An 8393-nucleotide genomic window follows, 5' to 3' on the forward strand; every position below is an offset into this window, starting at 1 on the left:
CTGTCACCTATTACTTGCGTGCCGCCTCCCAGCTCTTGAGCAGTTCGGAGTACGCCACTGTCTCGCCTTTCGGCTTCTCGTTGGCCAGCTTGCGCTGCGGCGCAGCCCAGCCATCCGGAGTCGCCTCGCCCTTCTTGTACCACTCTTCCGCCGTGGTTTCGGGGTTCAGCTTCGGCGCACAACCGCTCTTCTCCTGAGCCTTGGAGCGCTCAAGACGCATCAGGATCGAGTCCTGATCCTTGGCCAGCCCGTCCAGAGCCTGCTGTGCGGTTTTCTCGCCGGTCACCGCTTCGGCTACGTGACTCCACCACAGTTGCGCCAGTTTCGGGTAATCCGGGACGTTGGTGCCGGTTGGCGACCATTGCACACGGGCCGGGCTGCGATAGAACTCCACCAGACCACCCAGTTTGGGTGCCAGCTCGGTCATTTCCCTGGAGTTGATGTCCGACTCACGAATCGGCGTCAGGCCCACGATGGTTTTCTTCAGGGAAACGGTTTTCGAAGTCACGAACTGCGCGTACAGCCAGGCTGCCAGCCGCTGCTTCTCGGGCGTCGAGTACAGGAAGGTCCATGATCCCACATCCTGATAGCCCAGTTTCATGCCGTCTTTCCAGTACGGCCCCTTGGGCGACGGAGCCATGCGCCACTTGGGCGTGCCATCGGCATTCATCACCGGCAGACCGGGCTTGGTCATGTCCGCAGTAAAGGCGGTGTACCAGAAGATCTGCTGCGCAACGTTGCCCTGAGAGGGAACCGGGCCGGACTCGGAGAAAGTCATGCCTGCCGCTTCCGGCGGAGCATAGGCCTTGAGCCAGTCGATGTATTTCTGAGTCGCGAATACCGCAGCCGGGCCGTTGGTGTCGCCACCACGCGTGATGCTGGAACCCACCGGACGGCAGTTTTCTACACGAATCCCCCACTCATCCACTGGCAGACCGTTCGGCAGGCCCTTGTCGCCACCACCGGCCATGGAGAACCAGGCATCGGTGAAGCGCCAGCCCAGGGACGGGTCTTTCTTGCCGTAGTCCATATGACCATAAATGCGTTTGCCGTCGATTTCCTTGACGTCTTCGCTGAAGAACTTGGCAATGTCTTCGTAGGCGGACCAGTTGACCGGTACACCCAGTTCATAGCCGTACTTGGCCTTGAACTTCTCTTTCAGGTCAGCACGCTCGAACCAGTCGGCGCGGAACCAGTAAAGGTTTGCGAACTGCTGGTCAGGCAGTTGATAGACCTTGCCGTCCGGCGCAGTCGTGAAAGACAGGCCGATAAAGTCTTTCAGGTCCAGGGTCGGAGAAGTCACCTTTTTACCGGCATCGCTGGCCATCAGCTCGGTCAGCGATTGCGCCTTGCCGTAGCGGAAGTGGGTGCCGATCAGATCCGAATCGTTGACCCAGCCGTCATAGATGTTCTTGTCGGACTGCATCTGGGTCTGGATCTTCTCGATCACATCCCCTTCCTGCACCAGGTCATGGGTGAGCTTGATCCCGGTGATTTCGGTAAACGCCTTGGCCAGGGTCTTGGACTCATATTCGTGAGTGGTCAGGGTTTCCGAGACCACCTTGATTTCCATTCCCCGAAACGGTTCAGCCGCTTTGATGAACCATTCCAGCTCCGCCAATTGCTGCTCGGGGGTCAGGGTCGAAGGCTTGAATTCGGAGCCGATCCATTTTTTCGCGGCGTCTTGATAGGCATCCGCCCACGCCGTCACGCTCAATCCACTGCATGCCAGCATCGAAGCCAGCGCCACGCTATGTCTCAGCTTGTTGTTTTTGTAGAACATAGACACCTCCAGATGATTATTACCCGGGGCACGTTGCCGCCTCCCGGACAGTCCCGGCATGAAACAGTTACTCGGCTACCCCCAACGCATTACGACAAACAACCACACCAGCGATACCAGCGAGGCGATCCAGATGCTCCAGTCCGTCACGCCAATGACCAGCAAGTGCAGATAGGCACTTGCCAGCAGTCCGATAAACAGACGATCCCCACGACTGGTTTCGATCGGCAGGAAACCGCGCCGCTCGACACAGGGCGAACTCAGTTCCCAAACCGTCATGCCCACCAGCATTAAAGCAATGACGCCGAAGAAACCCGCCGTCAGTGAAGTCCAGGCCATCCACTCCATATCTCGACTCCTCAGACCCGGCCCAGGGCAAAGCCCTTGACCACGTGATTGCGAACGAACCAGATCACCAGCATGCCTGGCAGAATAGTCAGTACCCCTGCCGCCGCCAGCACGCCCCAGTCGATCCCCGAAGCCGATACGGTTCGCGTCATGACTGCCGCGATGGGCTTGGCGTTGACCGACGTCAGAGTGCGCGCCAGCAGCAGTTCCACCCAGGAAAACATGAAGCAGAAGAACGCCGTCACGCCGATGCCGGAGCCAATCAGCGGTACGAAGATCTTCACGAAGAAGCGAGGGAAACTATAGCCGTCGATATAGGCTGTCTCGTCGATTTCCTTGGGTACGCCCGACATGAAGCCTTCCAGAATCCAGACTGCCAGCGGCACGTTGAACAGGCAGTGGGCCAGCGCCACGGCAATGTGGGTGTCGAACAGGCCAATCGAGGAATAGAGCTGGAAGAACGGCAGCAGGAATACGGCCGGTGGCGCCATGCGATTGGTCAGCAACCAGAAGAACAGATGCTTGTCGCCCAGAAAGCGGTAGCGCGAGAAGGCATAAGCCGCCGGCAATGCCACAGCCAGGGAAATGACGGTGTTCAGGCAAACGTAATACAGCGAGTTGATATAACCGCTGTACCAGCTGGGGTCGGTGAAGATCACCCGGTAATTGGCCAGAGTGAAATCCTGCGGCCAGAGCGTCAGGCCACCGAGAATCTCGGTGTTGCTCTTGAACGACATGTTCAGCAACCAGTAGATCGGCACCAGCAGGAACAGGATGTAGATCAATAACGGCACAGCCTTGCGTGCATTCATGGCCGATCCTCAGTTCTTGTCGCTATGGGTCATGGCGGTATAGAACAGCCACGAAACCAGCAGGATGATCAGGAAGTACACCAGCGAGAACGCGGCAGCCGGGCCAAGGTCGAACTGGCCGATAGCCATTTGCGTCAGGGTCTGGCTCAGGAAAGTCGTGGCATTGCCCGGCCCGCCGCCGGTAAGGACAAACGGCTCGGTATAGATCATGAAGCTGTCCATGAAGCGCAGCATCACCGCGATCAGCAGCACACTCTTCATCTTCGGCAACTGGATATGCCGGAACACGGCCCAGCTCGATGCCCGATCGATGCGTGCCGCCTGGTAGTACACGTCCGGAATCGCTCGCAGCCCCGAGTAACACAGCAGCGCGACCAGTGACGTCCAGTGCCAGACGTCCATGACCAGTACCGTCACCCAGGCATCCATGGTGTTGGCCGCATAGTTGTAGCTGATGCCCAACTGATTGAGGCTCCAGCCCAGCAGACCGATATCGGCACGGCCAAAGATCTGCCAGATGGTGCCTACCACGTTCCAGGGGATCAGCAACGGTATGGTCATCACGATCAGGCACAGCGTCGACCAGCGCCCCTTGGTGGGCATGGTCAGGGCGATGGCGATGCCCAGCGGGATTTCAATCAGCAGCACGCAGCCCGAGTAAATGAACTGACGCAGCAGCGAGTCATGCAGACGCGGATCCTGCAGAACCTGGCGATACCAGTCGGCCCCCACGAAATAGCGGTTGGTCTGATCGAAGATGTCCTGCACCGAGTAATTGACCACGGTCATCATCGGCACAATGGCACTGAAGGCCACCAGCAGGAAAACCGGCAATACCAGCCACCAGGCCTTGTTGTTATGAACCTTGTTCATGGCGCACCCCGCTCAGGACCGGACTCAAGCAAGAAATCATCGGCGTACAACATCAGCCATTGCGCCGGGAAACTGATCCAGGCCTGGCCTTGCGGCACAGGCTTGTCTTCAGGCAGGCGCACCTTCAGGGTTTGCCCGGCCAGAGAAAGGGTCACGATCTTGTAGGTACCAAGGTCCGCCACATGTACAACGTCGGCACACATCGCCTCTTCGTAGGGGCCGTCCCAGACATGAATGAACTCGGGCCGGATGCCGATCTTCAGACTGCTGAACGGCGTGTGGGCAATCAACTGCTGCAAGGGACCGGAGAGCGGCACATGCACATCGCCAAACACCACACCGTCGCCCTGCGGCCGGACCTCGATCAGGTTCATGCCCGGACTGCCGATGAAGTAGCCGACAAAGGTGTGTCGCGGCTTCTCGAACAGCTCGCGCGGCGTACCGAACTGCACGATCTGCCCGCCGTACATCACCGCGATCTTGTCGGCAAAGGTCGAGGCTTCCAGTTGATCGTGGGTGACATAGACCATGGTGATGTTGAACTGCTCGTGGATCTGCTTGAGCTTGCGGCGCAGCTTCCACTTAAGATGCGGGTCGATCACCGTCAGCGGCTCATCGAACAGAATGGCCGAGACATCGTCACGAACCAGGCCGCGCCCCATGGAAACCTTCTGCTTTTCGTCGGCCGTCAGGTTGCGCGCCTTCTTTTTCAGCAAAAGCTGCAAATCCAGGACTTCGGCGATTTCCTGCACCTTGGCCTGAACCCTGTTCTCGTCCAACCCCTGATTGCGCAGCGGAAAGGCCAGATTATCGAACACGGTCATGGTGTCGTAGACCACGGGAAACTGGAAAACCTGAGCGATGTTGCGCCGCTCGGGGCTCAGGTCATTGACCTCTTTGGAGTCGAACAGCACCTGCCCCTGAGACGGGCTCAGCAAGCCGGAAATGATATTGAGCAAGGTCGACTTGCCACACCCCGAAGGCCCGAGCAACGCATAGGCACCACCCTGCTCCCAGATATGGGTCATTTCCCGGATGGCGTAATCGTCCGGCCCCGGATTGGCGCTGTAACTGTGGGCCAGGTTCTGCAAACGGATCTCGGCCATCAGGCAACCCTCGACATGCGCAGACCGGGCGCCTGAATCAGGTGCCCCTGCTGATCGAACACAAAGAGTTTGTGGGTCGGGATATAGACCCGGATCGCGGCATCGACGTCATAGCCATGCACGCCGGGCAAGTGCAGCACCAGGGCAAAAAGCTCGTTGCGCACATGCAGAAAGGTTTCGGAACCGCTGATTTCCGCCAGTTCGACGGTTACCGCCAGCTCCAGATCGTCATCGTTGGAAGGCACCAGACTCAAGTGGCTGGGCCGCACCCCGAAACGGTATTCACCGTCACCGATCCTGCGCAGGTCGGCATTGAGGGGGAAATGCACAAAGTTGGCGAAGCTGACTTCATTGCCTTCGATACGACCGGGCATCAGGTTGATGGGCGGCTCGGAGAACAGCTCAGCCGCCAGCACGGTGCTTGGCCTCTGATAGACCTCGGCGGCCTTGCCGGTCTGCACCACTCGCCCTTCGTGCAGAATGGTGGTCGTGCCACCCAGGGCCAGCGCTTCGTTGGGCTCGGTCGTGGCATAAATGGCGATGGTATGGCGCGCCGCGAACAGTTCGCGCATTTCCTGACGCAGTTCTTCGCGCAGCTTGTAGTCAAGGTTGACCAGCGGCTCATCGAACAGGATCAGCTCGGCATCCTTGACCAGCGCTCTGGCCATGGCCGTACGCTGCTGCTGCCCGCCGGACAGCTCCAGAGGATAGCGCTGGAGAAACTTTTCGATGCGCAGCATCTTCGCGGTTTCCAGCACGCGCTCCTGGATCATCTCTTTGGACATACCCGCCTGCCGCAGTGGCGAAGCGATATTCTCGAAGACGGTCATGCTGGGGTAATTGATGAACTGCTGATAGACCATCGACACATTGCGCTGGCGTACCGGTCGCCGGGTGACATCGACCCCGTTCATCAGAACACGCCCCGTGTCGGGCCTGTCCAGACCAGCCATCAGACGCATCAGACTGGTCTTGCCGGACAGCGTGCGACCCAGCAACACATTGAAAGACCCGGGTTCAAAACTCAGGGATGCGTCGTCGATCCATATCTGGCCATCGACTGCGCGACTGACGTGTTCCAACGTAAGTGACATGGCGTGCCCTTTGTTATTTTTTCTTGTCGAGGGGTGCAGCTCAATACAGGTTACATAGAGCGATATTCGTGCCAGATCGCTGCATTTTTCTGAAAGCCCCGAGCTAGAGCGCCCGGCATTCATCGCACCGGCGGAGCATCTTCAGAGCTGAACAAAAATGAACAAAAAAAAGCTGAACACCTGAACAAATTGAACATTGACTTTGAACAGCAGTGAACGAAACTGGATGAACGCTTCGGGCACGGACGCTCCATGCAGGACCTAAAAAAAAAACAACAAGGCACTCGCAGGATCCATGCTCATGGCCAATTCCAGCGCATCACTTGCTCACGACATCATCATTCAGGATTCATGGACGCGTTGCCGGGACTTCGGTCTCAGTCATCAGTCGCGCCCCTCGTTCGGCGAACTGCCGGGCGCGCAGGTTTCACAACTGCTGGAACGCCACAACGCTCTGGTGCAGACCACCCACCAGGAAGTGCTGCCGGTCTATGAAAACATCCTCAGCAACTCCAACTGCCTGATCCTGCTGGCCGACAATCATGGCCAACTGCTCAAGTCATGGGGGACCCAGCGTTTCATCGATGTTTCACAGACCCAGGGCTTCATGGCCGGGGCAAGCTGGAGCGAGCGCGGCGCGGGGACCAACGCCATCGGCACGGCGCTGGCCTGCGAGCAGGCGGTGCATATCGAGCCCGACGAACACTTTCTCAAGGCCAATCGTTTCATGACAGGCTCGGCCTCGCCGATCTTCAATGCCGACCGGCGCATGATTGCGATACTCGACGTTTCCAGTGACAGCTTCCTGCCGCCCTCCCACACCCTGGGCATGGTGAAGATGATGAGTCAGTCGGTGGAAAACCGGCTGATTCTCGACCAGTTTCGCGACACGCACTTCCAGCTGATCTTCAATACCGGCCTGAACAACCTGGACAGCCAATGGGCGGGCCTGCTGATTTTCGACGAAAGCGGCAGAATCCTCTGCGCCAATCGACGAGCCGATAATCTGCTGGGCGCCAGGCTGACCGGTGTCAGTATCGAAGACCTGTTCAAATGCCCGATCCTGCAACTGCTCAGTGAAACCGAAGCACGCCCTTTCGCGCTGCATGCCTTTGGCAATAACCGCTTCCAGTGCCTGCTCAAACGCCCACGGCGCAAACCGATCCAGCTCTTGCAGCCGGTATTGCAGCCGGTACGACCTGAACAACCGCCGACAACCCAAGCGACACTCGACCTCAACGCCATCGATCTGGGCGATGCCAAAGTCGAAAAAGCGGTCCGCCAGGCCCAACGGCTGCTGGAAAAGAACATCCCGTTGTTGATCCACGGTGAAACCGGGGTCGGCAAGGAAGTGTTCGTCAAAGCCCTGCACCTGGCCAGTTCTCGTGCCAGCCAGCCCATGATTGCCGTCAACTGCGCGGCGATTCCTGCCGAACTGGTGGAGTCGGAACTGTTTGGCTACGCCAGAGGCGCCTTTACCGGTGCCCACCAGAAAGGCAGCATCGGCCTGATCCGCAAGGCCGATAAAGGCACCCTGTTTCTCGATGAAATCGGCGACATGCCGATGCCGGTGCAAGCGCGCCTGTTGCGAGTGCTGCAGGAGCGTTGCGTCCAGCCGCTAGGCAGCAGCGAGCTGTATCCGGTGGATATCCGTCTGATTTCGGCCACCAACCACAGCCTGCGCGAGCGCGTACAGACGGGGCATTTCCGTCAGGACCTGTATTACCGGATCAGCGGACTGAACATAGAGTTGCCGCCCCTGCGCGAACGCACCGACAAACGGGCGCTGGTCCAGCGGATCTGGGAACGGCATCGCGAGCCTCACCAGAGAGCGGGCTTCTCCAGCGAGGTTCTGGAGCTGTTCGAGCATCATCCGTGGCCGGGTAATCTTCGTCAGCTCAACAGCGTGATTCAGGTGGCCCTGGCGCTGGCGGACGAGCAAAGGATTACCTTCGAACACTTGCCGGAAGATTTCTTTCTGGATGCGCAGATGGATGAGGAAAGAGACGAGTCGGTGACAGCCCTGCCGATAAGAGGGAGCTTCCCGTGCGCGGACGACCTGAACCACCTGCTGCAGGCGGCGGGGGGCAATATTTCATTGTTGGCCAAGCGGCTGGGGGTCAGCCGCAATACGCTTTACAAGCGGTTGCGGGAGATTCGTGAATGAATCTGCATTGCAGATCATCATGTGGGAGGCAGCAAGCTGCCTCTCATCAAACAAGACACAAGGTCATAAATTAAAAAGCATTTTTTGTGGGGTAAACGAGCTCCGGTGGACATATCGATTACCGGTATGTGCTGTTCTACCGGTTCCGCCTTTACGGCGGCCCCCTTTGTTTCGGCAAAGGGGGGAAACCATGGGCTCCGGTTCGGCCCC

Annotated in this window: 7 protein-coding genes; 1 reads left to right on the forward strand and 6 read right to left on the reverse strand. The window is 58.4% G+C overall.

Annotated elements, in window-relative coordinates; genetic code table 11:
- Positions 1 to 10 precede the first annotated feature (10 nt).
- The 6 genes from JSY17_RS14870 to JSY17_RS14895 form a co-directional block, all read right to left on the reverse strand.
- The gene (locus JSY17_RS14870; RefSeq protein WP_117165303.1) at positions 11 to 1783 is read right to left on the reverse strand and encodes an ABC transporter substrate-binding protein; all 1773 of its coding nucleotides are present in this window, start codon (positions 1781 to 1783) and stop codon (positions 11 to 13) included.
- Between the two features lie 75 nt (positions 1784 to 1858).
- Entirely contained in the window at positions 1859 to 2131 is a 273-nt protein-coding gene (locus tag JSY17_RS14875; protein WP_117184526.1) for a DUF2160 domain-containing protein, read from the reverse strand.
- An 11-nt stretch (positions 2132 to 2142) separates the two neighbouring features.
- Entirely contained in the window at positions 2143 to 2943 is an 801-nt protein-coding gene (locus JSY17_RS14880; RefSeq protein ID WP_117165301.1) for a carbohydrate ABC transporter permease, read from the reverse strand.
- Between the two features lie 9 nt (positions 2944 to 2952).
- On the reverse strand, positions 2953 to 3816 hold the full coding sequence (locus JSY17_RS14885) for a carbohydrate ABC transporter permease (RefSeq protein ID WP_117165300.1): 864 nt from the start codon (positions 3814 to 3816) through the stop codon (positions 2953 to 2955).
- Complete coding sequence (locus JSY17_RS14890; protein ID WP_122371230.1) at positions 3813 to 4922, reverse strand: ABC transporter ATP-binding protein; 1110 nt, start codon at positions 4920 to 4922, stop codon at positions 3813 to 3815. The genes JSY17_RS14885 and JSY17_RS14890 overlap by 4 nt, the downstream gene beginning before the upstream one ends.
- Positions 4922 to 6016 carry an ABC transporter ATP-binding protein gene (locus JSY17_RS14895; RefSeq protein ID WP_117184528.1) on the reverse strand — a complete coding sequence of 365 codons (1095 nt, stop codon included), beginning with the start codon at positions 6014 to 6016 and terminating at the stop codon, positions 4922 to 4924. Before JSY17_RS14895 ends, JSY17_RS14890 begins: the two co-directional genes overlap by 1 nt.
- 301 nt (positions 6017 to 6317) lie before the next feature.
- Between JSY17_RS14895 and JSY17_RS14900 the strand changes: the two genes are divergently transcribed.
- The gene (locus JSY17_RS14900) at positions 6318 to 8183 is read left to right on the forward strand and encodes a sigma-54-dependent Fis family transcriptional regulator (RefSeq protein ID WP_206402210.1); all 1866 of its coding nucleotides are present in this window, start codon (positions 6318 to 6320) and stop codon (positions 8181 to 8183) included.
- Positions 8184 to 8393 lie beyond the last annotated feature (210 nt).

The sequence above is a fragment of the Pseudomonas capsici genome, from assembly GCF_017165765.1.
In the GTDB taxonomy this organism is placed as follows: Bacteria; Pseudomonadota; Gammaproteobacteria; order Pseudomonadales; family Pseudomonadaceae; genus Aquipseudomonas; species Aquipseudomonas capsici.

Bases quoted from the DNA above. Each gene is read 5' to 3' on its own strand.
- JSY17_RS14870 (WP_117165303.1), bottom strand. From the start codon at position 1,783: ATGTTCTACAAAAACAACAAGCTGAGACATAGCGTGGCGCTGGCTTCG.
- JSY17_RS14875 (WP_117184526.1), bottom strand. From the start codon at position 2,131: ATGGAGTGGATGGCCTGGACTTCACTGACGGCGGGTTTCTTCGGCGTC.
- JSY17_RS14880 (WP_117165301.1), bottom strand. From the start codon at position 2,943: ATGAATGCACGCAAGGCTGTGCCGTTATTGATCTACATCCTGTTCCTG.
- JSY17_RS14885 (WP_117165300.1), bottom strand. From the start codon at position 3,816: ATGAACAAGGTTCATAACAACAAGGCCTGGTGGCTGGTATTGCCGGTT.
- JSY17_RS14890 (WP_122371230.1), bottom strand. From the start codon at position 4,922: ATGGCCGAGATCCGTTTGCAGAACCTGGCCCACAGTTACAGCGCCAAT.
- JSY17_RS14895 (WP_117184528.1), bottom strand. From the start codon at position 6,016: ATGTCACTTACGTTGGAACACGTCAGTCGCGCAGTCGATGGCCAGATA.
- JSY17_RS14900 (WP_206402210.1), top strand. From the start codon at position 6,318: ATGGCCAATTCCAGCGCATCACTTGCTCACGACATCATCATTCAGGAT.